Origin of the sequence: Agromyces larvae (assembly GCF_022811705.1) — a bacterium.
GTDB classification, from domain to species: domain Bacteria; phylum Actinomycetota; class Actinomycetes; order Actinomycetales; family Microbacteriaceae; genus Agromyces; species Agromyces larvae.
Window position 1 is genome coordinate 3,765,029 of sequence record NZ_CP094528.1, and the last position, 24,350, is coordinate 3,789,378.

At 69.7% G+C, this 24,350-nt stretch carries 18 protein-coding genes; 17 read left to right on the forward strand and 1 reads right to left on the reverse strand.

The window, feature by feature from the left end; all coding sequences use genetic code 11:
- Positions 1 to 119: 119 nt before the first annotated feature.
- The 8 genes from MTO99_RS17870 to MTO99_RS17905 all read left to right on the forward strand — a co-directional run bounded on the left by MTO99_RS17870 (position 120) and on the right by MTO99_RS17905 (position 10,218).
- Entirely contained in the window at positions 120 to 1,427 is a 1,308-nt protein-coding gene (locus tag MTO99_RS17870) for an APC family permease (RefSeq protein ID WP_243555513.1), read from the forward strand.
- Positions 1,424 to 2,344: a cyclase family protein gene (locus MTO99_RS17875; RefSeq protein ID WP_243555515.1), complete on the forward strand. Its 921-nt coding sequence runs from the start codon at positions 1,424 to 1,426 to the stop codon at positions 2,342 to 2,344. The genes MTO99_RS17870 and MTO99_RS17875 overlap by 4 nt, the downstream gene beginning before the upstream one ends.
- A 135-nt stretch (positions 2,345 to 2,479) precedes the next feature.
- Entirely contained in the window at positions 2,480 to 3,310 is an 831-nt protein-coding gene (locus tag MTO99_RS17880) for an aldo/keto reductase (protein WP_243555517.1), read from the forward strand.
- Positions 3,307 to 4,812: an MFS transporter gene (locus MTO99_RS17885; protein WP_243555519.1), complete on the forward strand. Its 1,506-nt coding sequence runs from the start codon at positions 3,307 to 3,309 to the stop codon at positions 4,810 to 4,812. The genes MTO99_RS17880 and MTO99_RS17885 overlap by 4 nt, the downstream gene beginning before the upstream one ends.
- A 157-nt stretch (positions 4,813 to 4,969) precedes the next feature.
- Positions 4,970 to 6,010 carry a LacI family DNA-binding transcriptional regulator gene (locus MTO99_RS17890; RefSeq protein ID WP_435520773.1) on the forward strand — a complete coding sequence of 347 codons (1,041 nt, stop codon included), beginning with the start codon at positions 4,970 to 4,972 and terminating at the stop codon, positions 6,008 to 6,010.
- A gap of 128 nt (positions 6,011 to 6,138) precedes the next feature.
- Positions 6,139 to 7,659 carry a multiple monosaccharide ABC transporter ATP-binding protein gene (gene mmsA / locus MTO99_RS17895; RefSeq protein ID WP_243559179.1) on the forward strand — a complete coding sequence of 507 codons (1,521 nt, stop codon included), beginning with the start codon at positions 6,139 to 6,141 and terminating at the stop codon, positions 7,657 to 7,659.
- On the forward strand, positions 7,656 to 9,011 hold the full coding sequence (mmsB, locus tag MTO99_RS17900; RefSeq protein WP_243555521.1) for a multiple monosaccharide ABC transporter permease: 1,356 nt from the start codon (positions 7,656 to 7,658) through the stop codon (positions 9,009 to 9,011). Before mmsA (MTO99_RS17895) ends, mmsB (MTO99_RS17900) begins: the two co-directional genes overlap by 4 nt.
- 91 nt (positions 9,012 to 9,102) lie before the next feature.
- Positions 9,103 to 10,218 (forward strand): substrate-binding domain-containing protein, encoded by a 1,116-nt coding sequence (locus MTO99_RS17905; RefSeq protein ID WP_243555523.1) that lies wholly within the window; start codon positions 9,103 to 9,105, stop codon positions 10,216 to 10,218.
- A gap of 91 nt (positions 10,219 to 10,309) precedes the next feature.
- Here the strand turns inward: MTO99_RS17905 and MTO99_RS17910 are convergent, their stop codons facing one another.
- The gene (locus MTO99_RS17910; RefSeq protein WP_243555525.1) at positions 10,310 to 10,849 is read right to left on the reverse strand and encodes a hypothetical protein; all 540 of its coding nucleotides are present in this window, start codon (positions 10,847 to 10,849) and stop codon (positions 10,310 to 10,312) included.
- 99 nt (positions 10,850 to 10,948) lie between these two features.
- On the opposite strand from MTO99_RS17910, the gene MTO99_RS17915 reads away from it, so the two are divergent.
- The 9 genes from MTO99_RS17915 (at position 10,949) to MTO99_RS17955 (ending at position 24,343) form a co-directional block, all read left to right on the forward strand.
- On the forward strand, positions 10,949 to 11,965 hold the full coding sequence (locus MTO99_RS17915; RefSeq protein WP_243555527.1) for a LacI family DNA-binding transcriptional regulator: 1,017 nt from the start codon (positions 10,949 to 10,951) through the stop codon (positions 11,963 to 11,965).
- Between the two features lie 160 nt (positions 11,966 to 12,125).
- On the forward strand, positions 12,126 to 12,848 hold the full coding sequence (locus MTO99_RS17920; protein ID WP_243555529.1) for an L-ribulose-5-phosphate 4-epimerase: 723 nt from the start codon (positions 12,126 to 12,128) through the stop codon (positions 12,846 to 12,848).
- 86 nt (positions 12,849 to 12,934) lie between these two features.
- Positions 12,935 to 14,083 carry a multiple monosaccharide ABC transporter substrate-binding protein gene (chvE, locus tag MTO99_RS17925; RefSeq protein WP_435520774.1) on the forward strand — a complete coding sequence of 383 codons (1,149 nt, stop codon included), beginning with the start codon at positions 12,935 to 12,937 and terminating at the stop codon, positions 14,081 to 14,083.
- 90 nt (positions 14,084 to 14,173) lie between these two features.
- Positions 14,174 to 15,703: a multiple monosaccharide ABC transporter ATP-binding protein gene (mmsA, locus tag MTO99_RS17930; RefSeq protein WP_243555531.1), complete on the forward strand. Its 1,530-nt coding sequence runs from the start codon at positions 14,174 to 14,176 to the stop codon at positions 15,701 to 15,703.
- A gap of 25 nt (positions 15,704 to 15,728) precedes the next feature.
- Entirely contained in the window at positions 15,729 to 16,985 is a 1,257-nt protein-coding gene (gene mmsB, locus MTO99_RS17935; protein ID WP_243555533.1) for a multiple monosaccharide ABC transporter permease, read from the forward strand.
- Positions 16,986 to 17,261: 276 nt separating this feature from the next.
- On the forward strand, positions 17,262 to 18,881 hold the full coding sequence (locus MTO99_RS17940; RefSeq protein ID WP_243555535.1) for a xylulokinase: 1,620 nt from the start codon (positions 17,262 to 17,264) through the stop codon (positions 18,879 to 18,881).
- A 117-nt stretch (positions 18,882 to 18,998) separates the two neighbouring features.
- On the forward strand, positions 18,999 to 20,522 hold the full coding sequence (araA, locus tag MTO99_RS17945; RefSeq protein ID WP_243555537.1) for an L-arabinose isomerase: 1,524 nt from the start codon (positions 18,999 to 19,001) through the stop codon (positions 20,520 to 20,522).
- 40 nt (positions 20,523 to 20,562) lie between these two features.
- Entirely contained in the window at positions 20,563 to 21,624 is a 1,062-nt protein-coding gene (locus MTO99_RS17950) for a LacI family DNA-binding transcriptional regulator (protein ID WP_243555539.1), read from the forward strand.
- A gap of 406 nt (positions 21,625 to 22,030) precedes the next feature.
- The gene (locus tag MTO99_RS17955; protein WP_243555541.1) at positions 22,031 to 24,343 is read left to right on the forward strand and encodes an NPCBM/NEW2 domain-containing protein; all 2,313 of its coding nucleotides are present in this window, start codon (positions 22,031 to 22,033) and stop codon (positions 24,341 to 24,343) included.
- Positions 24,344 to 24,350: the final 7 nt, after the last annotated feature.

Here is a 24,350-nt window from a genome sequence, read left to right on the forward strand (position 1 = left end):
GGCGCAGCGGCGAGGTGTGGCGGCGAGGCCGGGCGCGGCGCGCGAGTGTGGCAGGATCTCGCCGAAGGCGGGCAGGACTGCCATCGTCCGGTGTCGGCGGGATGCCCCAGACTGATCGGGTGACCACGACGACGGATGCCCCGGCCACCGCGCCGACCGCGCACGGCGGTTCGCTCGGGCTCGGCCAGGGCACCGCGCTCTACGTCGCGAGCGTGCTGGGCACCGGCATCCTGGCGCTGCCGGGCCTCGCCGCGGCGGCCGCCGGGCCGGCCTCCATCGTGGCGGTCGCGGCCGTGCTCGTGCTCTCGATCCCGCTCGCGGGCACCTTCGCCGCCCTCGCGTCGCGATTCCCCGACCCGGGCGGTGTCGCGAGCTACGCCCGCCGCGTGTTCGGCGACACGGTCGCCCGCATGACGGGGTACTGGTTCTTCTTCGGCGTCTGCGTCGGCGCCCCGGTGGTGACGCTGCTCTGCGGCGAGTACGTGGTCGCCGCGCTCGGCGTCGACCGCTCGGCCGTGCCGTTCATCGCCGCGGCGATCTTCGTGCCGCCCTACGTGATCAGCTGGTTCGGCGTGCGCGTCGCGGGCTGGGTGCAACTCGTGCTGACGGGGCTGCTGCTCGCGGTGGTGGTCGGGGTCGTCGCGGTCACGTTCCCCCACGTCGAGGCCGAGTCGTTCACGCCGTTCCTGCCGCACGGCTGGGCGGGCGTCGGCACGGCGATCAGCCTGTTCGTGTGGGCGTTCGCCGGGTGGGAGGTCGGCACCCACATCGCCGGCGAGTTCAAGAACCCGCAGCGCATCATCCCCATCGCGACGGCGATCGCCATCGTCGTCGTCGGGCTCGGCTACCTCGCCCTGCAGGTCGTGACGGTCGGCGTGCTCGGCGACCGCGCGGGCGCAGGGGTGGTGCCGCTCATCGACCTCGTCGACGTCGTGCTGCCGGGTGTCGGCCCCGCGATCGTCGCCGCCATCGCGGTCATCGTCACCACCGGTGTGATGAACGCCTACCTGCCGGCGTTCGGCAACCTCGGCGCCGCGCTCGGCCGCGACGGCGACCTGCCGCGCTTCTTCGCGAAGGGCGCCGCGGGCGGCGAGGTGCCGCGCCGCGCGCTCGCGCTCTCGGGGCTCGTCAGCGCGGTGTACTTCGCACTCGTGGTCGCCAACGGCGGCGAGCTGTCGACGTTCATCCTCATCCACACGAGCAACATGGTGGCGATCTACTTCGTCGGCATGCTCGCCGCGACCCTGCTGCTGCGACGGTTCAGCGTCGGCTGGTGGCTCGCGGTCGTCGCGACCGTGCTCACCGCGGGGCTCCTCGTGCTCGCGGGCGGCAATCTGCTCGTGCCGGCCGTGCTGGCCGTGGCATCCGTGGTCGTCACCGTCGTCCGTCGCATCCGTCGCCCTTCCCCGAATCTGGAGACCGAATGACCGAGTACCGTGCCGTCTTCGACGCCGACGTCGCCTTCCTGAACGGCGGGGGCCTGCGCGCCGAGGGGTTCCGCCTGGATCTGCCCGCGCCCGACCTCGACGCCGACGAGATCGGGCGGCTGCTCGTGCAGCATCTGGGGCTCGCGATGGTCGGGCGGGTCGACCTGGCGAACCTCGAGGTGGTCGAAGAGGCGCACAAGGGCTCGCGCGGCATCGCTCCGACGAGCGAGCACCGAACGGATGCCGCGTCCGCCCGCCGGCTCGTCGACCTCAGCCACCCGATCCGCGAGGGGCTGGTGACGTATCCGGGCATCCCGGCGCCGACCTTCGCGCCGCACCTCACCCGCGAGGCGTCGCGTGCGGTGTACGCGCCGGGCACCGAGTTCGGGATCGACCTCATCACGATGGCGGGCAACACGGGCACCTACCTCGACAGCCCCTTCCACCGCTACGCCGACGGCGGCGACCTCGCCTCGCTGCGGCTCGACACGCTCGTCGGGTTGCGCGCCGAGGTCTTCCGGTTGACGGATGCGACGGAGCGCGGCATCCCGGCCGAGGTGTTCGCCGACCGGGTCGACGACCTGCGCGGCGCGGCCGTGCTGCTGCACACCGGGTGGGACGCGCACTTCGGCCGGCCCGAGTACGGGGTGGGTTCGCCGTTCCTCACCGGCGAGGGCGCGCGGTTCCTGGTCGACGCCGGTGCGGTGCTCGTGGGCATCGACGCGCTGAACATCGACGACACCGAGTCGGGCGGCGAACGGCCGGCGCACTCGATCCTGCTCGCGGCGGGCGTGCACGTGGTCGAGCACCTCACGGGGCTCGCCGGCGTCCCGCCGCGCGGCGCCCGGTTCAACGCGGTGCCGCCGCGCGTCGAGGGGTTCGGCACCTTCCCGGTGCGCGCCTTCGCCGAGGTCTGACCGCCCGCCCGCCGGTCGAGACGCGCCCGGTCGCGGGGTCTCGAGACGTGTCCCCACTGCGCGCCGGCGGCTTCGACCGGCGACGGCAGGTGCGGCGCGGTGGCGAGCGGGACCGGTCTGGGTGAGGATGGAGGAATGATCGCTCCCGAGTACGCCCTGCGCGACGGCAACCGGATCCCGGCTCTCGGGCTCGGCACCTACGGCTTGAACGACGAGGCCGGCGTCGACGCGGTGCTCACCGCGATCGATGACGGCTACCGCCTGCTCGACACGGCGTACAACTACGGCAACGAACAGGTCGTCGGCGACGCGGTCGCCCGCACCGATGTCGACCGCAGCGACCTCATCATCACCACCAAGCTGCCCGGCCGCCACCACGGGTACGACGAGACGCTGCAGAGCTTCGAGGAGTCGCGCCGCCGCCTCGGGGTCGAGTGGATCGATCTGTACCTCATCCACTGGCCGAACCCGAGCGTCGACAAGTACGTCGACACGTGGCGGGCGATGATCTCGCTGCGCGAGAAGGGGCTCGCCCGCTCCATCGGCGTCTCGAACTTCACCGAGCAGATGCTCACCCGGCTCGGCGACGAGACCGGCCTGCTGCCCGTCGTCAATCAGGTCGAACTGCACCCGTACTTCCCGCAGGCGGCGCTGCGCGCCTTCCACGACGAGCACGGCATCCGCACCGAGAGCTGGAGCCCGCTGGGCAAGCGCAGCGCCCTGCTCGACGAGCCGGTGATCACCGAGCTCGCCGCCCGCCACGGCGTCACGCCCGCCCAGCTGGTGCTGCGCTGGCACGTCGAGCTCGAGACCATCCCCATTCCGAAGTCGGCCGACGCCGCCCGCCGACGGGCGAACCTCGACGTGTTCGGGTTCACGCTCGCCCCCGAAGAGGTCGAGGCGATCTCCGCGCTCGAGCGCGGCCGCCTGTGGGGCGGCGACCCGAACATGCACGAGGAGTTGTGACCTCGCACGACGAGCAGGCGACGGATGCCGCGGGGCCCGAGACATCCGACCGCCCCGCCGGGCTCGACGCCACGCACCCCGTGACCGAGCGTGCAGGCCGAGGCGCAGCCGAGCGCGTGGCCGAGCGCGCACGGCAGGGCGCAGCCGAGCGCGCCCGCGGGCCGCTCTCGCCGCCGTTCACCTGGCTGTCGATCGGCATGTTCGCGCTCATCTTCATCGCCGCGTTCGAGGCGATGGCGGTGACGACGATCATGCCGATCGTCGCGCGCGACCTCGACGGCGAGCAGCTGTTCGCGCTCGCGTTCGCCGTGCCGCTGGCCGCCGGCATCGTCGGCATGGTCATCGCCGGCAACTGGACGGACCGCGCGGGCCCGCTGCCCTCGCTCGTGACGGCCGCGGCGCTGTTCGTGGTGGGGCTCGTGATCGCCGGCACCGCGACCGACATGGGCGTGTTCATCGCGGGTCGCTTCGTGCACGGGCTGAGCGGGGCCGCGGTCATCGTGCCGCTGTACGTGATCGTGGCGCGGGTGTACCCCGAGCGACTGCGTGCGCGGGTGTTCGCCGGGTTCGCGGCGGCGTGGGTGATCCCGTCGATCGTGGGGCCGGCGCTGGCGGGGCTCGTGGTCGAGGCGTTCACGTGGCACTGGGTGTTCCTCGGGGTGATCGTGCTCGTGCTGCCGGCCGCGGCGATGGTGCTGCCGCCGCTGCTGCGCGTGCGCGATCAGGTGCAGGGCGACCGGTCCGTGCCGTGGAGCATCGGCCGGGTGGGCTGGTCGGTGCTCGCCGCGGCGGCCGCGCTCGGCGTCTCGGTCGCGAAGGAGTTCGGGCCGCCGTGGCAGTGGGCGCTGGCCGCGGCCGCGATCGCGGTGGCGGCGGTGGCGATCCGCCCGCTCATGCCGCGCGGCACGTTGCGCGCGGCGCGCGGCATGCCGGCGACGGTGCTGCAGAAGCTCGTGGTCGCCGGTGCGTTCTTCGGCGCCGAGATCTACCTGCCGTACCTGTTCATGGAGCGGTACGACTTCAGTCCGAGCCTCGCCGGCGCGGTGCTCACCGGGGCGGGCATCTCCTGGGCGGCCGCGTCGTGGCTGCAGGGGCGGCTCGGCGAGCGGGTGTCGAACACGCAGGCGATCGTGATCGCGGCGGTCGCCCTGGCGGTCGCGCTGGCGACGGTGTTCGCGGTGGCCCTGTTCACGATGCATCCCGCGATCGCGTTCGCCGGGTGGACGCTCGCGGGCGCCGCGATGGGGTTCATGTACCCCAGGTTCAACGTCGAGGTGCTGTCGCTGTCCAAACGCAGCGAGCAGGGGTTCAACTCGGCGGCGCTGACGATCGCCGAGTCCATCGGCGCCGCGACGGCGCTCGCAGTGACCGCGCTCGTGACGAGCGCCGTGGGTCAGGGGGTGTTCGAGGCCGACTTCGCGGTCACCCTCGCGATCGCGCTCGTGGCCGTCGCGCTCGCGCCGCGGGTGCGGCCGGCCGGCGGCGGGCCGGCGGGTCGGTAGATCGCCGACGCGCCCGCTGCCCGGTATGTGACTCGTCACATGGCCTGCCGGCCCGAGGCCGAGCGGTCGCGATCGGACCTCGTCGGAGTGCCTCGTCCGTTGTGTGCATAATGGAGTGCCTGTGCATGTGAACGTGAACATGCAGGAGCGGGTCGCGATGCCGGACACGGACGGAGGGCGCATGCCGAGCATGCGGGATGTGGCGCGACTCGCCAATGTGTCGCACCAGACGGTCTCGCGCGTCATCAACGAGCACCCGAGCATCCGGCCCGAGACCCGCCAGCGCGTCCTCGAGGCCATGGAGACCCTGCAATACCGGCCGAATCGGGCGGCGCGCGCCCTCGTGACGAGCCGCTCGCGCACCATCGGCGTGCTGCTCGGCACCCGCGGCGAGTACGGCCCATCGTCATCGGTCGCGGCGATCGAGGACGCGGCGCGCGAGGCCGGCTACCTCGTGAACACCGCGAACCTGGCCGATGGCTCGACCGAGGCGCTGTCCGAAGCGGTCGACCACTTGCTCGAGCAGGCGGTCGAGGGCCTCGTCGTCATCGCGCCCCAGGTGCGCGTGTTCGACGTGCTGACCGACCTCCGCGTCGGCGTGCCGTTCGTCAGCCTCCAGTCCGAGCCGGGCGAACTCCGCACCGAGTCCTCGGCTCACCAGATGCACGGCGCCCGGCTCGCGACCGAGCACCTGATCGCGCTCGGGCACCGCGAGATCGTGCACATCGCGGGCGCGCAGGACTGGATCGAAGCCGACAGCCGGATGCGGGGGTTCCTCGAGGCGATCTCCGACGCCGATCTGCGCACGCATCCGCCGGTGCTCGGCGACTGGACCGCCGACTTCGGCTACTTCGCGGGCCGTGAACTCGCTCGTCGACGTGACTTCACGGCGGTGTTCGCCGCGAACGATGTGATGGCGATCGGGCTCCTGCACGGGTTCCGCGACGCCGGGCTCGACGTGCCGCGCGCGGTCAGCGTCGTCGGGTTCGACGACATCCCGCTCGCTCCGCACGTCTGGCCGCCCCTGACCACGGTGCACCAGGACTTCCAGGCGCTCGGCCGTCGCGCGGTCGCGCTGCTGCTCGACGAGATGCACGGCACCTCGACGGCGTCGGAGTTCGAGGTCGAGCACCGGCTGGTCGTGCGGGCGTCGGCTGCGCCGCCGCTCGGTGTCGAGGGCGTCGCCAGGCGGACTTGACACGTGCCGCATCGGGATGCAAGATGGCACGCGCGATGTGAACGTTCACACGGCTCATCGCGATCACCACCGCCTGCACGATCATCGACAGCGAGGTCACCGTGAACCACACGCCCCCGATCCTCGAGATGCGCTCCATCACGAAGGAGTTCCCCGGGGTAAAGGCGCTCTCCGACGTCTCCATCACCGTGCGCGCCGGCGAGATCCACGCGATCTGCGGTGAGAACGGCGCCGGCAAGTCGACGCTCATGAAGGTGCTCTCGGGCGTCTACCCCTTCGGCACCTACACCGGCGACATCTGGTATCAGGGCGAGATCGTCGAGTTCAAGGACATCCGCGCGTCCGAGCGCGCTGGCATCGCGATCATCCACCAGGAGCTCGCGCTCATCCCCGAGCTGTCGATCACCGAGAACATCTTCCTGGGCAACGAGATCGAGCACGGCGGGCGCATCGACTGGCGTGCGGCGAAGCTGCGCGCCATGGATCTGCTCGCCCGGGTCGGACTGGACGAGGACCCCGACACGCAGATCAAGCACCTCGGCGTCGGCAAGCAGCAGCTCGTCGAGATCGCCAAGGCGCTCGTGAAGGACGTCAAGCTCCTCATCCTCGACGAGCCGACGGCCGCCCTCAACGAGGACGACTCGCAGCACCTGCTCGACCTGATCCGAGGGCTGAAAGCCAAGGGCATCGCCTCGATCATGATCAGCCACAAGCTCAACGAGATCGAGCAGATCGCCGACTCGATCACGATCATCCGCGACGGCCAGACCATCGAAACCCTCGACGTCGCCGCCGGCGGGGTCGACGAGGATCGCATCATCCGCGGCATGGTCGGCCGTTCGCTCGAGAGCCGCTACCCCGATCGCACTCCGAAGATCGGCGAGGTGTTCTTCCGGGTCGAGGACTGGACGATCCAGCACCCGCAGGTGCCCGAGCGGCTCGTCGTGAAGGGTTCGAGCCTCGAAGTCCGCCGCGGCGAGATCGTCGGCATCGCCGGCCTCATGGGCGCCGGCCGCACCGAACTCGCGATGAGCATCTTCGGACGCTCCTACGGCACCTACCTCTCGGGCAGGATCATCAAGGACGGCGAGGAGATCGTCCTGAAGGACGTCGAGTCCGCCATCGAGCACGGCCTGGCCTACGTCAGCGAGGACCGCAAGCAGCTCGGCCTGAACCTGCTCGACACGATCAAGCGCTCGATCGTCTCGGCGAAGCTGAGGAAGATCGCACGGCGCGGCGTCATCGACAACTCACGCGAACACGGCATCGCCGAGGACTACCGCAAGCGACTGCGCATCAAGACCCCCAGCGTCGAGGCCGGCGTCTCGAAGCTCTCGGGCGGCAACCAGCAGAAGGTCGTGCTGGCGAAGTGGATGTTCACCGACCCCGACCTGCTGATCCTGGACGAACCCACCCGTGGCATCGACGTCGGGGCCAAGTACGAGATCTACACGATCATCCAGAACCTCGCGGCGCAGGGCAAGGGCGTGATCCTCATCTCGAGCGAACTGCCCGAACTGCTCGGCATCGCCGACCGGATCTACACGGTCTTCGAAGGCCAGATCACCGACGACATCCCCGCATCCCAAGCGACCCCGGAGAACCTCATGCGCAGCATGACCTCCGCAAAGAAGAAGGCGAACGCATGAGCACGACGGCGAACGACCCGGCCGCCCCGAAGAAGGGCGGGCTCTCCGACATCCGCAAGATCTTCGGAGGAGGTCAGTCCAGCCTCCGACAGTTCGGCATCCTCGGCAGCCTCATCGTCATCATCGTGATCTTCCAGATCTGGACGAACGGTCTGACGCTCTCGCCGACGAACCTGATCAACGTCGTCAATCAGTACTCGTACATCCTGATCCTCGCGATCGGCATGGTGATGGTCATCATCATGGGGCACATCGACCTGTCGGTCGGCTCGGTGGCGGCCTTCACGGGCATCATCGTGGCGAAGTCGATGGCCGACTGGAACCTGCCTTGGCCGCTCGCGATCCTGCTCGGCATCGCCGTCGGCGTGGCGATCGGGGCCTGGCAGGGCTTCTGGGTCGCCGTCGTCGGGGTGCCCGCGTTCATCGTGACGCTCGCCGGCATGCTGATCTTCCGAGGCGGCAACCAGTTCATCGGCCAGTCGACCACGACCCCGGTGCCGCAGGAGTTCAGCGTCATCGGCGCCGGCTACCTGCCCGAGCTCGCCCTGCCGCTGCCGTTCAACGTGCTGACGATGGTGCTCGGCTTGCTGGGCGCGGGCTGGATCGTCTGGAACGAGATCCGCCTGCGGAGCCAGCAGAAGAAGATGGGCTCCGACTCGGCGCCCGTGTGGGTGAGCATCATCAAGGTCGTCGTCCTGGCCGGCGTCATCCTCTGGGCCGCATGGCTGTTCGCCACGGGCCGCCCCGGCACCAGCTTCCCGATCTCGGGCATCATCCTCGTCGTCCTCGTGATCGTGTACTCGTTCGTCACCCGCAACACGATCTTCGGTCGGCACATCTACGCGGTCGGCGGCAACCGCCTCGCGTCGACCCTCTCCGGCGTCAAGGACCGCCGGGTGGACTTCTTCGTGATGATGAACATGTCGGTGCTCGCCGCGGTCGCCGGCATGATCTACGTCGCACGTGCCACGGCCTCCGGCCCGCAGGACGGCAACGGCTGGGAGCTCGACGCGATCGCGGCCGTGTTCATCGGCGGCGCGGCGGTCTCGGGCGGCATCGGCACCGTCATCGGCTCCATCGTCGGCGGTCTCGTGATGGCCTTCCTCAACAACGGACTCCAGCTCATCGGCGCCGGCGCCGATGTCGTGCAGATCATCAAGGGCCTCGTGCTGCTCATCGCGGTCGGCGTCGACGTGTGGAGCAAGCGCCAAGGTAGGCCGTCGATCATCGGAGTGTGGACGAGTCGCCGCAAGGCGCGTCTCGAAGCGCAGGCCCCTGAAGAGGCTCCGGCGGTCGCGCCCACGAGCCAGTCGAACGTGTCCTCGCAGCCTGAGGACCTGACCCGACGCTGAGACGGCTGCCGCGGCATCCGATCGAGCGTCACCAACCGAGAAACCCCAACCAAGAAATCCTTCGATCCCAACCCAAGAAAGTGAATGGTCAATGAAGAAAATCACTCTGGCGGCCACCGCGGTCGCTGCGGTCGCAGCGCTCGCGCTGACCGGCTGCTCCTCGGACCGAGGCGGCGAGACGGGCGCTGAGCCCGCCGCGGCCGGCTTCGCCGCGGACGCCACGATCGGCATCGCCCTGCCCGACAAGACCTCGGAGAACTGGGTCCTGGCCGGCGGGCTGTTCGAGGACGGCCTGAAGGCCGCCGGGTTCAAGGGCGACGTGCAGTACGCGCCCGCCTCGAACACGGTCGCCGAGCAGCAGAACCAGATCTCGGCCATGGTCACCAACGGCGCCAAGGTCATCGTCATCGGCGCGAAGGACGGCAAGCAGCTGGGCACGCAGCTCCAGCAGGCCGCCGACGCCGGCGTGAAGATCATCGCGTACGACCGGCTCATCGAGAACACGCCGAACGTCGACTACTACGTCGCGTTCGACAACTACAAGGTCGGCCAGCTGCAGGGCCAGGCGCTGCTCGACGGCCTCGCCGAGCGCTCGGGCCACGACGCTCCGTGGAACATCGAGCTCTTCTCGGGCTCGCCCGACGACGCGAACTCGGCGGTGTTCTTCGACGGCGCCATGGAGGTGCTGCAGCCGAAGATCGACGACGGCACGCTCGTCGTGGTGTCGGGCCAGACCGAGATCGCGCAGACCGCGACCCAGGGCTGGGAGGCCGAGAACGCGCAGAGCCGCATGGACTCGCTGCTCGCCGCGAACTACGCCTCGGCGAACATCGACGGCGTGCTCTCGCCGAACGACAACCTCGCTCGCGCGATCCTCACCTCGGCGAAGCAGGCCGGCAAGGACATCGCGACGATCACGGTGACCGGTCAGGACTCCGAGGTCGAGTCGGTGAAGTCGATCATGGCGGGCGAGCAGTACTCGACGATCAACAAGGACACCGCGCTTCTCGTGGAGCAGACGATCAAGATGATCCAGCAGCTCCAGCGGGGTGAGGAGGCCGACGTCAACGACACCGAGCAGTACGACAACGGTGTGAAGGTCGTGCCGGCCTACCTGCTCGACCCGGTCATCGTGACCAAGGCGAACGCGGAAGAGGCGTACGCGAACAACCCGAACCTCCTCGACATCGTCAAGCAGGCTCAGTAACCCTCACGCAGGGTGACGCGCGGCCCTCGCTCCGGTTCCGGAGCGGGGGCCGCTTCGCTGCGCGCGGATGCTCCGGACGGATGCCACGGCGTCAGTTCGCGGCTCGCCGCGGGGGAGTGAGGCTGCGCCCGCCGAGGAACTCGATCATCTCGATCGCCGTCGACTCGAGCACGCTGCCGCGCCCGAACTCCCAGCCGGCGTCCGTGGCGCGCAACGCGTGCTGGCGGATGACCGCGCGAATCTCGGTCGGCGCCGCCGTGGCCAGATAGAGGGCGACGGCGCCGCTGGTGATCGGGGCGAGCGTCGGCGTCCCGCCGGCTCGGCGAGCGAGGTCGAGGTAGACCAGCACGGCTCGGGCCAGGAGTCGCACGGGCACCTTGCGCCCGTTCCGCGCGTCGGCGGCGAGCGCACGCAACCGGTCGGGCAGCGCGTCGCCGGATGCCTCGGGGGCGCCTCGGGGGCGCAACCGGTCGAGGTCGCCCGCCGCGATGCCGGGCTCGGGGAGTCCGTCGGCGATGAGCGCGGCCTGCTCGAGCACCTCGGCGTACTCGATGCGACGGTCGGAGTGGACGCCGGACTCGTCGACCCGCTCCCGCCCGGAGAGCGGCAGATAGCGCATGAAGTCGCTCATCCACCCATTATGGATGTGACCTGTCCGTGAATGTGACCCGTCACATTCGGGGCATACTGGTGCAGACGATGTGACCGAGCACATCCGGAGCGAGGAACGGTGTCCGAGGAAGCCACGCGGGGCCGCGCCCCGAGCATCCGCGATGTCGCGCGCCTCGCGGGCGTCTCGCACCAGACCGTGAGCCGGGTGCTCAACCACCATCCGAGCATCCGGCCGGCGACGAAGCAGCGGGTGCTCGACGTGATGGCCGAGCTCCAGTACACGCCCAACCGGGCGGCGCGTGCGCTGTCGACCAGCAGGTCGCGCACGATCGGCATCCTCTCGTCGGCGACGACGCAGTACGGGCCCGCTTCGGCGATCACCGCGATCGATGCGGCCGCCCGTCGCGCGGGGTACTGGGTGAGCACCGCGAGCATCGAGTCGCCCGATTCCGACTCGATCTCGGCCGCGCTCGCGCACCTCGCCGCGCAGGGGGTCGAGGGGCTCGTGGTGATCGCCCCGCAGGCCCGAGTGTTCCGCACGCTCGAGCGCATGCAGATCGATGTGCCGTACGTCGCGCTGCAGACGACCGGTGACCCCGACCGGGCCATCTCGGTGGACCAGATCGAGGGTGCGCGCCTTGCGACCAGGCACTTGATCGAGCTGGGGCACCGGCACATCTACCACCTCGCCGGGCCCCAGGATTGGATGGAGGCCGAGGCTCGGATGCGGGGCTTCCTCGACGAGATGGGCGCGCACGACGTGCCGATGACGGCGCCCATCCTCGGCGACTGGTCGGCGGCCTTCGGCTACCACGCGGGGCGCGAACTGCTCACGGTCCGCGACTTCACCGCCGTGTTCGCGTCGAACGACCAGATGGCGCTCGGCCTCATGCACGCCGCGCGCGAGGCCGGGCTCGACGTGCCCCGCGACCTGTCGATCGTCGGCTTCGACGACATCCCCGACGCGGCGCACTTCTGGCCGCCGCTGACGACCGTGCGACAGGATTTCGCCGAGCTCGGCCGGCGCTGTGTGGCGGTGCTGCTGGGCGACCTCGACCCGTACCTCGAGGGAACGGCGGCGACGATCACGCCCGAGCTCGTGGTGCGCCAGAGCACGTCGTTCCCCGCGTTCTGAGCGAGGCCGGCCGAGTCGGCCGACGTGCCGCGAGGCATCCGCGCGTTATCAACCCGTGACCCGCTCGGATTGACAGACCAGGCGATCGTGCGGTTACGATGGCGGTCGTGAATGTGACCGGTCACATTCACCGCTGATATCCCGCGACGAAGGAGTCCCAGTGCCTGCCGCCTCAGATGCCGCCCGCCTCGAGGTCGCGATCGCGCGCACCCGCGCCGATGTCGCGAAGCTCCACGCCGAGCTGGTGCGGTACGGGCTGGTCGTGTGGACGGGCGGCAACGTGTCGGGCCGGGTGCCGGGCGCCGACCTGTTCGTGATCAAGCCGTCGGGTGTCTCGTACGACGAGCTCGCACCCGACAACATGATCCTCTGCGACCTCGACGGCACCGTCGTGCCGGGCACGCCCGGCGCCGAGCGCTCGCCGTCGAGCGACACCGCCGCCCACGCCTACGTCTACCGCAACATGCCCGAGGTCGGCGGGGTCGTGCACACCCACTCGACCTACGCGACCGCCTGGGCCGCACGCGGCGAGGAGATCCCCTGCGTGATCACGGCCATGGCCGACGAGTTCGGCGGGCCGATCCCCATCGGGCCGTTCGCGATCATCGGCGACGACTCGATCGGCCGGGGCATCGTCGAGACCCTGCGCGGGCACCGCTCGCGCGCTGTGCTGATGCAGAACCACGGCCCCTTCACCATCGGCGTCAGCGCGAAGGACGCGGTCAAGGCCGCGGTCATGGTCGAGGACGTCGCCCGCACGGTGCACCTCGCCCGCTCGCAGGGCGAGCTCATCCCCATCCCGCAGGAGTCGATCGACCGACTCTATGCGCGCTACCAGAACGTGTACGGCCAGGCGAGCGACGCTCGCCGGGAGACCACCTGAGACTTGCCGACCCCGCCGGGGGACGCGAGGGATGCGATCGGCATGGACGCGGCCGCATCCGACCTGTCACCAAGACAACGACGTCCATGACTGACACAGTGAAAGGACACATCGTGAAGATCACGAAGAAGGTGCTCCTCGCCACGATCGCCGCGGGCTCGATGCTCGCACTTGCCGCCTGCTCGGGCAGCAACGGCGGCGGCGAGGGCGAGGGCGACGGCGGCCTCATCGGCGTCGCCATGCCCACCAAGTCGTCGGAGCGTTGGATCCAGGACGGCGACGCCGTCAAGGAGCAGCTCGAGGCGCAGGGCTTCAAGGTCGACCTCCAGTTCGCCGAGGACGACATCCCCACGCAGGTCTCGCAGATCGAGAACATGATCACCAAGGGCGCCGAGGCGCTGATCATCGCCTCGATCGACGGCACCACGCTCAGCGAGGTGCTGCAGCAGGCGGCCGACAACGACATCCCCGTCATCGCGTACGACCGCCTCATCCGCGACTCCGAGAACGTCGACTTCTACGCGTCGTTCGACAACTACATCGTCGGCGTGCAGCAGGCGACCTCGCTGCTCTACGGCCTCGGCCTCACCGACCTCGAGGGCGAGCCCGCCGCCGACGCGTCGTCCGGGCCCTTCAACATCGAGCTGTTCGCCGGTTCGCCCGACGACAACAACGCCACGTTCTTCTGGAACGGCGCGATCGACACCCTGCAGCCGTACATCGACGAGGGCACCCTCGTCGTGAAGTCGGGCCAGACCGACTTCGAGCAGGCCGCCATCCTCCGCTGGGACGGCGAAGTCGCGCAGGAGCGCATGGAGAACCTGCTCACCTCGACGTACTCCGACGGCTCGCAGGTCAACGCGGTGCTCTCGCCCTACGACGGCCTGTCGCGCGGCATCATCTCGGCCCTCACCGACGCCGGCTACACGGTCGGCGACGGCTGGCCGATCATCTCGGGCCAGGACGCCGAGCTCGACTCGGTCAAGGCGATCAAGGCGGGCGAGCAGTTCTCGACCATCTTCAAGGACACCCGCAAGCTCGCCGAGGTGGCCGTGAACATGGCGACCGCGCTGCTGAACGGCGAGGAGCCCGAGGTCAACAACACGACCGACTACGACAACGGCGTGAAGATCGTCCCCTCGTACCTGCTCGAGTCGCAGATCGTCGTCAAGGACAACATCACCGAGGTCCTGGTCGACAGCGGCTACTGGACCGAAGCGGAGATCGGCGGCTGAACCCGCTGAACCCGTGACCGCCCGGTGGGGGGAGCCACTAGGCTTCCCCCACCGGACGGTCCTTCACTCGGCAACGAAGCAGGAGCAAGGATGACTGACAACATTCTCGAGATGCACGGCATCACCAAGACCTTCCCCGGGGTCAAGGCGCTGTCGAACGTGAACCTCGGGGTCGCCCGCGGCGAAGTGCACGCGATCTGCGGCGAGAACGGCGCCGGGAAGTCGACCCTCATGAAGGTGCTGTCGGGCGTCTACCCGCACGGCACGTACGACGGCGACATCGTGTTCGAGGGCGAGACGGTCGAGTTCAAGGGGCTCTCGGACTCCGAAGCCGTGGGCATCGTCATCATCCACCAGGAGCTCGCGCTCAGCCCCTACCTGTCGATCGCCGAGAACATCTTCCTCAACAACGAGCAGAAGGGCCGCAACGGCCTGATCGACTGGAACCACACGAACTTCGAGGCGTCGAAGCTCCTGAAGCGGGTGGGCCTGCGCGAGAACCCCACCACCCGCATCATGGACATCGGCGTCGGCAAGCAGCAGCTCGTCGAGATCGCGAAGGCGCTCTCGAAGAAGGTGAAGCTGCTCATCCTCGACGAGCCGACCGCAGCCCTCAACGACGAGGACTCGGACCACCTGCTCGACCTGATCCTCTCGCTGAAGGATGAGGGCATCACGTCGATCATCATCAGCCACAAGCTCAACGAGATCCGCAAGGTGGCCGACACCGTCACGGTCATCCGCGACGGCAAGACGATCGAGACGATCGCCAAGCGGGACGTCACCGAAGACCGCATCATCAAGGACATGGTCGGCCGCGACCTCGAGCACCGGTACCCCGACCACACCCCCGAGATCGGCGAGGAACTGCTGCGCGTCGAGGACTGGACCGCCCACCACCCGCAGGACCCGTCTCGCGTCGTCGTCGACAACGTGAACCTGCACGTGCGCGCAGGCGAGATCGTCGGCATCGCGGGCCTCATGGGCGCCGGCCGGACCGAGTTCGCGATGAGCCTGTTCGGCCACTCGTACGGCTCGAGGATCTCGGGCAAGGTGTTCCTCCGCGGCGCCGAGATCAAGACCCGCACCGTCGCCGAAGCGATCGAGCACGGCATCGCGTACGCGACCGAGGACCGCAAGACCTACGGCCTCAACCTCATCGAGGACATCAAGCGGAACATCTCGATGGCGTCGCTGAAGAAGCTCGAGAAGGCCGGCCTCGTAAACGACAACGAGGAGTACCAGGTCGCCAACGAGTTCCGGAAGTCCATGAACATCAAGGCGCCGAACGTGCTGGTGCCCACCGGCAAGCTCTCGGGCGGCAACCAGCAGAAAGTCGTGCTGTCGAAGTGGATCTACTCCGACCCCGACGTGCTGATCCTCGACGAGCCGACCCGCGGCATCGACGTGGGCGCCAAGTACGAGATCTACACGATCATCAACCGCCTCGCCGCCGAGGGCAAGGGCATCATCGTCATCTCGAGCGAGCTGCCCGAACTGCTCGGCATCTGCGACCGCCTCTACGCCCTCTCCGAAGGGCGCATCACCGGTGAGCTGCCGATCGAAGAGGCGACCCCCGAGTCGATGCTCAAGCTCATGACCATGGAAAAGCCCCGCTGACCGGCGGACCCATCAGGAGAATCCGATGACCAACACCCCCACGCAGACCCCGACCGGCCCGGCCGGCGAGTCGCAGGCCGTCGGCGGCAACGTCAATCCCGCCGACAACAAGTTCACCAACTGGCTGACGCACGTGCTCAGCGACCTCGGCAAGAACGGCATCTTCATCGCGCTCGTCGCGGTGGTCGTGCTGTTCGCGGTGCTGACCGACGGCATCCTGCTGCGCCCGCAGAACATCTCGAACCTGATCGTGCAGAACGGCTACGTGCTCGTGCTCGCGATCGGCATGGTGATGGTGATCATCGCCGGGCACATCGACCTGTCGGTCGGCTCGGTCGCCGCATTCGTCGGCGCGTGCTCGGGCGTGTTCGCGGTGCACTGGGGGCTGCCCTGGTGGCTCGCGATCATCCTCTCCCTCGCCATCGGCGCGCTCGTCGGCATGTGGCAGGGCTTCTGGGTCGCGTTCGTCGGCATCCCGGCGTTCATCGTCACCCTCGCGGGCATGCTCATCTTCCGCGGCCTCGCGCTCGTCGTCCTCGGCAACGCGAACATCGGGTCGTTCCCGACGGAGTACCGCGCGCTCGGCAACGGCTTCCTCTCGAACGTGTTCGGCGAGTTCGAGGTCGACCCGCTGACCCTCGGGGTCGGCGCGATCGCGATCGTCCTGCTCGTCGTGCAGCAGCTCCGCACGCGCCGCGGCCGGCAGAAGTACGGCCAGGAGGTCGAGCCGATGGTGTGGTTCATCACCAAGCTCGTGCTCGTCTCGGCGGCGATCGGCTGGTTCGCGTACGCGCTCGCCCAGTACAAGGGCATCCCCGTGACGCTCATCGTGCTCGGCCTGCTCGTGCTGATCTACAGCGTCGTGATGAACCGCACCGTGTTCGGCCGTCACATCTACGCGATCGGCGGCAACCGGCACGCGGCCGAGCTCAGCGGCATCAAGACCCGCCGGGTCGACTTCCTGCTGTTCGTGAACATGGGCCTGCTGGCGGCGCTCGCCGGCCTGATCTTCACCGCCCGACTGAACCTGGCCGGTCCGAAGGCGGGCGACGGGTTCGAGCTCGAGGCGATCTCGGCGGCGTTCATCGGCGGCGCGGCCGTGCAGGGCGGCGTCGGCACGATCGGCGGCGCGATCATCGGCGGTCTCATCATCGGCGTCCTGAACAACGGCATGTCGATCATGGGCATCGGCATCGAGTGGCAGCAGGCCGTGAAGGGCCTCGTGCTGCTGCTGGCGGTGGCGTTCGACGTCTACAACAAGCGCCGCTCCGGCACCCACTGACCCGAGGTTCCACCCGACGGGGCTCCGCCACCCGGCGGGGCCCCGTCGTCTCTGCACCCCACCGGCACTGCGCCCCCCCCGGCACTGCGCACCCCACCTGTACGCAATTCAGGTCGGGAGTCGGCGTGTCGCGCTGACACGCCGGGCGGATGCCACGACACGCCGGTGCGCTCCTGAATTGCGAACAGGCGGGGCGAGAGGGGCGGGTGGCGGGCGGGGTTCGTTAGCGCTAACATCAGGTGCTGTTCGCGCTAACAGAGCCGAGGGAGTCCTACCGTGACCGACACCGCCGCCGCCGAGGCGATCCGCGAGGGCCGCACGGCACTCGGCATCGAACTCGGGTCGACCCGCATCAAGGCGTGTCTGGTCGATGCCGACGATCCGGCCCGGGTGCTCGCGGTCGGCGGCCACGAGTGGGAGAACCGCTACGAGGACCGCGTCTGGACGTACTCGCTCGACGACGTCCGCACCGGGCTCCAGGCCGCGTACGCCGACCTCGTCGCCGACGTCGCTCGACGCCACGGCGTGAGCCCGACGACCTTCGGCGCGATCGGCGTCTCGGCGATGATGCACGGGTATCTCGCATTCGATGCATCCGGTGAGCTGCTCGTGCCGTTCCGCACCTGGCGCAACACCTCCACGGGCGCCGCCGCGGCCGAGCTCAGCGAGGCGTTCGGGCTGAACATCCCGCTGCGCTGGTCGATCGCGCACCTGCACCAGGCGGTGCTCGACGCCGAGCCGCACGTGCCGCACCTCGCCTCGTTCACGACCCTCGCCGGGTACGTGCACCGCCTGCTCACCGGCCGCGACGTGCTCGGCGTGGGCGACGCGTCGGGCATGTTCCCGATCGACTCGGCGACCGGCACGTACGACGAACGCCTCCTCGGCGTCTACGACGGCCTCCCGAGCCGGCAGGCGCACGCGCCCGCGCTGCGGGTCGCCGACCTGCTGCCCGAGGTGCTGCCCGCGGGCGCGCCGGCGGGCGAGCTGACCGCCGAGGGTGCCGCCCTGCTCGACCCGACCGGCGCGCTGCAGCCCGGCATCCCGTTCTGCCCGCCCGAGGGCGACGCCGGCACGGGCATGGTCGCGACGAACGCGGTCGCGCCGCGCACCGGCAACGTGAGCGCCGGCACGAGCATCTTCGCGATGGTCGTGCTCGAGCGCGCCCTCACCGCCGCCCACGAGGAGGTCGACCTGGTCACTACCCCCGCGGGCGACCCGGTGGCGATGGTGCACTGCAACAACGGGGCATCCGAGCTCGCCGCCTGGGTGGGCCTCTTCGAGCGGTTCGCGGCCGTCACCGGTTCGCCCGTCGCGGGCGACGCCGACGCCGTCTTCGGCGCGCTGTTCGCCGAAGCGCTCGGCGGCGAGCCCGACGCGGGCGGCCTCGTCGCCTACAACCACCTCGCCGGCGAGCCGATCGCCGGGCTCGACGAGGGCCGCCCGCTCGTCGTGCGCACCCCCGACAGCCGGCTCACGCTCGCGAACTTCATGCGGGCGCAGCTCTACGGCGTGTACGGCACGCTCGCGCTCGGCATGCGCGTGCTCGCCGACGAGGGCGTCGCGATCGACCGGATGTTCGCGCACGGCGGCATCTTCCGCACCGCGGGCGTCGCGCAACGGTTCCTCGCGGGCGCGCTCGACGCACCCGTCGCGGTCGGCGAGACCGCCTCGGAAGGCGGCGCGTGGGGCATCGCGGTGCTCGCGGCGTTCCTGCGCGCGCGGTCGGCGGGCGATGTGCTCGACCTCGGCGGATACCTCGACGAGCGCGTCTTCGCGGGCGCGGCGGTCGAGGTCGCCGAGCCCGATGCGGCGGATGTCGCCGGCTTCGCCGCCTACCTCGACCGTTACCGAGCCGGCCTCGCCGCCGAGGCCGCGGCGGTGGCCGCGATGTAGGCGGGGCGCTTCGACGGGCTCAGCGAGCGACAGGTTCAGGTCGCTTCGACGGGCTCAGCGAGCGACGGGCTCGGCGAGCTTCAGCTCAGCGAACTTCACACGAGAAAGGCACCACCCATGACCCGCACCCCACTCACGACGAGCCTCGAGCAGTACGAGGTCTGGTTCCTCACCGGCAGCCAGCACCTCTACGGCCCCGAGACGCTCGCCCAGGTCGCCGAGCAGTCGCGCACCATCGCCGAGACCCTTGATCGGGCCGACGGCGTGCCCGTGAAGGTCGTCTGGCTGCCGGTGCTCACCGACTCGGCCGCGATCAAGCGGGTCGTGCTCGAGGCGAACGCGGCGCCGAACGTCATCGGCTTGATCGCCTGGATGCACACGTTCAGCCCCGCCAAGATGTGGATCGCCGGGCTCGACGCCCTGCAGAAGCCGCTCGCGCACCTGCACACGCAGGCCAACGTCGAGCTGCCGTACGCCGACATCGACTTCGACTTCATGAACCTCAACCAGGCCGCGCACGGCGACCGCGAGTTCGGGTACATCCAGACCCGGCTCGGCGTGCCGCGCAAGACGATCGTCGGCCATGCCACCGACCCGCGCGTGCAGCGCGAGCTGGCCACATGGCAGCGTGCGGCCGCGGGCCTCGCGGCATCCCGCGACCTGAAGCTCGCCCGCTTCGGCGACAACATGCGCTTCGTCGCCGTCACCGAGGGCGACAAGACCGAGGCCGAGCTGCGGTTCGGCGTGCAGGTCAACACGTGGGGCGTGAACGAGCTCGCCGACGCGGTGCACGCCGCATCCGACGCCGAGATCGACGAGCTCGTCGCGCTCTACGAGGACGAGTACGACGTGGCGCCCGAGCTGCGCCGGGGCGGCGCGCGGCACGACTCGCTGCGCTACGGCGCGGCGATCGAGCTCGGCCTGCGCTCGTTCCTCGAGGAGGGCGGTTTCGGCGCGTTCACGACGAGCTTCGAAGACCTCGGCGCGCTCCGGCAGTTGCCCGGCCTCGCGGTGCAGCGCCTGCAGGCCGAGGGCTACGGCTTCGGCGCCGAGGGCGACTGGAAGACCGCGATCCTCGTGCGCATCGCGAACGTGATGGGCGCCGGGCTGCCCGGCGGGGCATCCCTCATGGAGGACTACACCTACGACCTCACGCCCGGCGACGAGGTCATCCTCGGTGCGCACATGCTCGAGGTGGCGCCGTCGCTGACGACCGCGAAGCCGAGCCTCGAGATCCACCCGCTCGGCATCGGCGGCAAGGAGGACCCGGTGCGCCTCGTCTTCACCGCCGACCCCGGCCCCGCGGTCGTGGTGGCGATGAGCGACCTGCGCGACCGGTTCCGTCTCACCGCGAACGTGGTCGAGAACGTGGCGCCGCGGCATCCGCTGCCGAAGCTGCCGGTGGGCCGTGCGATCTGGAAGCCCGCGCCCGACTTCCAGACCAGCGCCGCCGCGTGGCTCACCGCGGGCGCCGCGCACCACACGGTGATGACCACGGCGGTCAGCGTCGACGTGTTCCGCGACTTCGCCGAGATGGCGAAGGTCGAGCTGCTCGTCATCGACGACGACACCACCCAGCGCGGTTTCGAGCGCGAGGTGCGCTGGAACCAGGCGTACTACCGGCTGGCGCAGGGGCTCTGAGCGAGGAGGTCGCGGGCTGCGGCTCGGTGAGGAGGTGCGGATGACCGGGACGGATGCCGCGAACAGCGCGGGCGGCGAGGCATCCGCCGCGCTGCCCACCATGTTCGACGTCGCGCGCCTCGCCGGCGTCTCGCACATGACCGTGTCGCGGGTGGTGAACGACCGGCCCGGGGTCGCCGAGGCGACCCGGGCCCGAGTCGAAGCCGCGATCGCGCAGTTGCGGTACCACCCGTCGTCGAGCGCGCGGATCATGGCGGGCAGCCGCAGCGGCGCACTCGGGCTCATCCTCGCCGGCCGACCCGACTTCGGTCCGTCGAGCGCCGCCCTCGGGTTCACCGAGGCGGCGCTCGAGGCGGGCTACACCGTCAGCCAGGTGAGCATGCGCGAGGTCGGCGAGACGACGCTCGCCGACGCGGTGCGCCGGCTCGAGCAGCAGCGCGCCGAGGCGATCGTGCTCATCTCGGGCGAGCGCGCCGGCGTCGAGATGCTCCGGCACCTGCGGCCGCGGGTGCCGGTCGTCGCGGTGGCGTCGGCCGACGAGCCCGGCGTGCATCGCGTCTCGCTCGACCAGTACGCGGGCGCGGTGCTCGCGGTCGAGCACCTGGTCGCGCTCGGGCATCGCGAGATCCGGCACATCGCCGGGCCGGACGACTCGATGGATGCCGCGGAGCGGCGCCGCGCGTGGGCCGACACCCTGCGCGCGCACGGACTCGAGCCGCGCGACCCGCTCGTCGGCGACTGGACCTCGGCCTCGGGCGCCGCGGCCGGGCGCGTGCTCGCCCGTGATGCCGCGGCGACCGCCGTCTTCGCCGGCAACGACCAGATGGCGCTCGGGCTGCTGCACGCCTACCGGTCCGCGGGGGTGCGGGTGCCCGAGGACGTGAGCGTGGTCGGGTTCGACGACGTGCCCGAGGCGGCGTACTTCACCCCGCCGCTCACCACGATGCGGCAGGACTTCGACACCCTCGGCCGCGACGTGCTGGCGACCGTGCTCGACGGGCTGCGCGACGAGTCAACGTCGCGGTCGGTGCCCGCGGAGCGCACCAGGCGGGTGCCGGTGCTCGTGGAGCGCGACAGCACGGCGGTGTCCGCCGGTCGTTGAGGACGATCGTCCTCAGGAATGTCTTGCACGCGAGAGAATGTTCCCGGTAACATCGACCGAAGCTGAGCAGTTCGGTCGATCTCCTCGCCACACGCTGTCGTGTCGGCTGGGTGCATCGGCTTGATCGAGGAGGATCAGTGTCGCGTACGCCCGGACCGTTCACCGGCCCTGTTCCCGGGCCGCATCACGATGTCGATGCCTCCTCGATCGATGCAAGGCGTCCGATGTCGATGACCCGGGCGCCCGTCCACGAGCGGCACAGCGCCCGAGCGGTCACGGGGATCCGACCCCGCCGTGCCTGTTCGGGATCTGCCGCTCCCCGTCGATGGCGACCCGAATGGATCCTTTCGGCGGGTGGTGGCACGCGGTGGGCGATCCGGGGTCATCTCGTCCGAGGAGGAGTCCAATGCAGGAACCATCCGCACGAAGCTCGCGCCGGCGTTCCCGGCTGCTGGGAATGGCCGCCGCTGCCGCTGTCGCAGTCGGATCATTGCTCGCCGTCTCGCCGCAGCCACCGGTTGAGGCGCTCGAGAACGGTCTGGCCGAAACCCCGCCGATGGGCTGGAACAGCTGGAACCAGTTCTACTGCAACGGCGGGAACGGCCTGACCGCGGCAGCGCTCATGGGAGTCGCCGACCAGATTGTCGAAAAGGGGCTGGACGAAGTCGGGTACGAGTATGTCGTCCTCGACGACTGCTTCCAGAACGGTCGAGACGCGAACGGCGTGCTCCAGGTGGATCCCATCCGCTTCCCGAACGGAATCAAGCCCGTCGCAGACTATGTGCACTCGAAGGGCCTGAAGTTCGGAATCTACAGCGTTCCGGGGACGAAGACGTGCGCGAATCTGTACAACGGTTACACGCCCAACGCAGGCTCGTACGGGCACGAGCAGATCGACGCCGAGACGTTCGCGGCTTGGGGCGTGGACTACTTGAAGTACGACTGGTGCTACCCCGACAGCAGCCTCAACCTCACCAAAATGCAAGCGTTCTCGAAGATGCGCGACGAACTCGCGAAAGTGGATCGCGACATCGTCTACGCGATCTCGGAGTACGGCGACAGCGCCCCGTGGACGTGGGCGGAGCCGGTCGCCAACCTCTGGCGCACGACCGGCGACATCGCTCCGAATTGGTCGTCGATCACGAGCATCATCGATCGGCAGGCAGAACTCCACCCCTACGCCGGGCCAGGACACTGGAACGACCCCGACATGCTGCAGTTCAGCAACGGATCGCTGACGTTCGCGCAGAACAAGAGCCACCTGGCGATGTGGTCGATGCTGGCTGCACCGCTCTTCCTCGGCACCGACGTCGGAGCCCTGAGCGACGCCGAGGTCGCGCTCCTCACGAATCAGGAACTGGTGGACATCGACCAGGATCCGCTGGGCGAGCAGGCGCGCCGCGTCAGCAACGGCGAGGGCCTTCAGGTCTGGACGCGCGAACTCGCGGACGGCGACCTCGCGGTTGCACTTCTCAACACGACGGGCTCGAGCGCGACAATCTCGACCTCGCTGCCCGCGCTGGGGGCTCAGGAGGACCTCTACGTGGTGCGCGACGTGTGGTCGCGCACTGACCTGTACAACACGGCCGCCGCGATCTCGGCAACGGTGCCGGCCTATGAGACTGCCGTCTACCGTCTCTCTCCCGGAATGGACGAGGAACTGCCGGGCGTGGTCGGGGCGGCGGGGTCCGGCAGGGTCGAACAGGGAGCCGGTGCCGAGGTGTCCGTCGCGGTGCATAACCTCCTCGACCAGCCCCTCCTCGGAGCGGAGCTCCGACTCGACGCAGCGGGCGGGGTGACGCCGCAGTCGCCGGTCGCCATCCCGACGATCGCCGCAGGCGGCTCCGGCGCGGTCACGGTGCGGGTCGACGCCGATGCGACCGCCTCGATCGGCGATGTCTCCCTGCCGGCTCAGGTCGTCTGGCAAGGCGGCTCCGAACCGGCGTCGGTGCTCGTCAAGGTGACGCCGGCGGCACCGGTCGGCGAGACCTACCTCAGCGATCTGCCGTGGCTTGCGACGACCAACGGATGGAACGGGAATCCACGGCGCGACCTCAGCCAGGACGACAGACCGCTCACCGTGAACGGAACGGTCTACCCCAAGGGCATCGGGTCGAACGCAGTCTCGACTGTGGACGTCTGGCTCGGCGGCAATTGCACGGTGTTGTCGGGCGCCCTCGGCGTGGACGATGAGACGAACAACGGCAACGCGACGCTGAAACCGTCGATCAGCGGCTCGGTCACCGGGGACGGCAGGGCGCTCTGGAACAACTCCAGCGTGATCCGTTACCAGCAGAAGGAGTCGTTCACCATCGACGTCACCGGGGTCGATCGGCTCAGGCTCACGGCGGATATCGGCGGCGACTCGAACGCCTACGACCATGCGGACTGGCTCACGATGAGCCTCTCGTGCGCCGAAGCCGAGGTGCCCGAGCTGGGGACGACGGTGTCGGTCGAACTTCGCTGCGTTGCGGGGAAGGGCGTTCTCGCGGTGCGCGTCGAGAACGAGAGCGAGGTCCCGGTCGGTGGCATGATCACTGGCGAGTACGGGGCGAAGTCGATCGCGGCCATCGCGCCCGGGATGTCGGCATCCCAGGTGTTCTCGACGCGGAGGGCCGCCGTTCCGGCCGGCAGTGTGCTCGCCCTGCTCAGTGGTGAGGTCGACGGTCGAACGGTCACGGTCGAACAGGACGTCGCCTACCCCGCGAAGACCTGCTGACGCGGCG

What these genes read in the sequence shown, in the direction of transcription:
- mmsB (WP_243555521.1), top strand. Translation starts at nt 7,656, where the DNA reads ATGAGCACGACGGCGAACGACCCGGCCGCCCCGAAGAAGGGCGGGCTC.
- araA (WP_243555537.1), top strand. Translation starts at nt 18,999, where the DNA reads ATGACCCGCACCCCACTCACGACGAGCCTCGAGCAGTACGAGGTCTGG.
- mmsA (WP_243555531.1), top strand. Translation starts at nt 14,174, where the DNA reads ATGACTGACAACATTCTCGAGATGCACGGCATCACCAAGACCTTCCCC.
- MTO99_RS17880 (WP_243555517.1), top strand. Translation starts at nt 2,480, where the DNA reads ATGATCGCTCCCGAGTACGCCCTGCGCGACGGCAACCGGATCCCGGCT.
- MTO99_RS17950 (WP_243555539.1), top strand. Translation starts at nt 20,563, where the DNA reads ATGACCGGGACGGATGCCGCGAACAGCGCGGGCGGCGAGGCATCCGCC.
- mmsB (WP_243555533.1), top strand. Translation starts at nt 15,729, where the DNA reads ATGACCAACACCCCCACGCAGACCCCGACCGGCCCGGCCGGCGAGTCG.
- MTO99_RS17905 (WP_243555523.1), top strand. Translation starts at nt 9,103, where the DNA reads ATGAAGAAAATCACTCTGGCGGCCACCGCGGTCGCTGCGGTCGCAGCG.
- MTO99_RS17910 (WP_243555525.1), bottom strand. Translation starts at nt 10,849, where the DNA reads ATGAGCGACTTCATGCGCTATCTGCCGCTCTCCGGGCGGGAGCGGGTC.
- chvE (WP_435520774.1), top strand. Translation starts at nt 12,935, where the DNA reads ATGACTGACACAGTGAAAGGACACATCGTGAAGATCACGAAGAAGGTG.
- MTO99_RS17875 (WP_243555515.1), top strand. Translation starts at nt 1,424, where the DNA reads ATGACCGAGTACCGTGCCGTCTTCGACGCCGACGTCGCCTTCCTGAAC.
- MTO99_RS17890 (WP_435520773.1), top strand. Translation starts at nt 4,970, where the DNA reads ATGCCGGACACGGACGGAGGGCGCATGCCGAGCATGCGGGATGTGGCG.
- mmsA (WP_243559179.1), top strand. Translation starts at nt 6,139, where the DNA reads ATGCGCTCCATCACGAAGGAGTTCCCCGGGGTAAAGGCGCTCTCCGAC.
- MTO99_RS17955 (WP_243555541.1), top strand. Translation starts at nt 22,031, where the DNA reads ATGCAGGAACCATCCGCACGAAGCTCGCGCCGGCGTTCCCGGCTGCTG.